The organism is Flagellimonas halotolerans (assembly GCF_035818535.1).
GTDB classification, from domain to species: domain Bacteria; phylum Bacteroidota; class Bacteroidia; order Flavobacteriales; family Flavobacteriaceae; genus Flagellimonas; species Flagellimonas halotolerans.
In genome coordinates this window covers 1-718 of record NZ_JAYKYV010000039.1, presented here as the reverse complement: position 1 = coordinate 718, position 718 = coordinate 1, and the positions used below count along the sequence as shown (strand labels likewise).

The 718-nt window shown below is 53.6% G+C and carries 1 protein-coding gene; it reads right to left on the bottom strand.

Annotated features, from left to right (window positions below; translation table 11 throughout):
* Positions 1 to 718 (bottom strand): sensor histidine kinase (locus VM932_RS16685; RefSeq protein WP_326280431.1); only part of this gene is annotated, 718 nt, incomplete at both ends.

The window sequence follows — 718 nt, the reverse complement described above, 5'->3', positions numbered from 1 at the left end:
GCTTCATCCTCTTGGCCCCATCGGTGGCAAAATGGATGTACTGGTCCGCCTTTTCGTCCAACTGGCCACTGTACTTTCTTTGCAACTGGTTCAAAAAGCTCGTGATCATCCGCAGCGGCTCCTGGAGGTCGTGCGAGGCTATAAAGGCAAACTGCTCCAACTGGTCGTTGGTGATCTCCAGGTCCTTGATGTTTTTTTTGAGCGCTTCGTTCAGTTCCTCCAATTCCCTTTCGTGCCTTATGCGCTCGCTGATGTCCGTGATCGCGCCCACCATGCGGATGGCCTGCCCGGAACCGTTCCTGATGATGGCCCCCTTATCGATCACGGTTTTGACCTGTCCGTTCTTGTGCACGATCCTGTATTCCCTCTTCCAAAATTCCCTGGAAGGGTCCTGAAGGCTCTCCTTGAGGCTGGACTTGATCTCCGGTAGGTCGCCCGCGTAAAAACTGCCTTCCCATACCTCGCTTTCCTCCAGACGCTTTTTGACCTTGTGCCCAAACAGTTTTTCAAAACCATGGCTTCGGTGGAAGACCCTGTTTTCGATGTCCCAGTCCCAAATCGCATCGGTGGTCGCCTGTGCAACCTTTTCAAAACGCTCGTTGGCCCGTAGGATCTCGATATCGGTCTCCTTGCGCAAGGTGATGTCCTTAAAGTAGACCGACAGGCCTTCGTTGCCCGGGTAGGCAGATACCTCGAACCATTTCCCCAGTGTGGGATA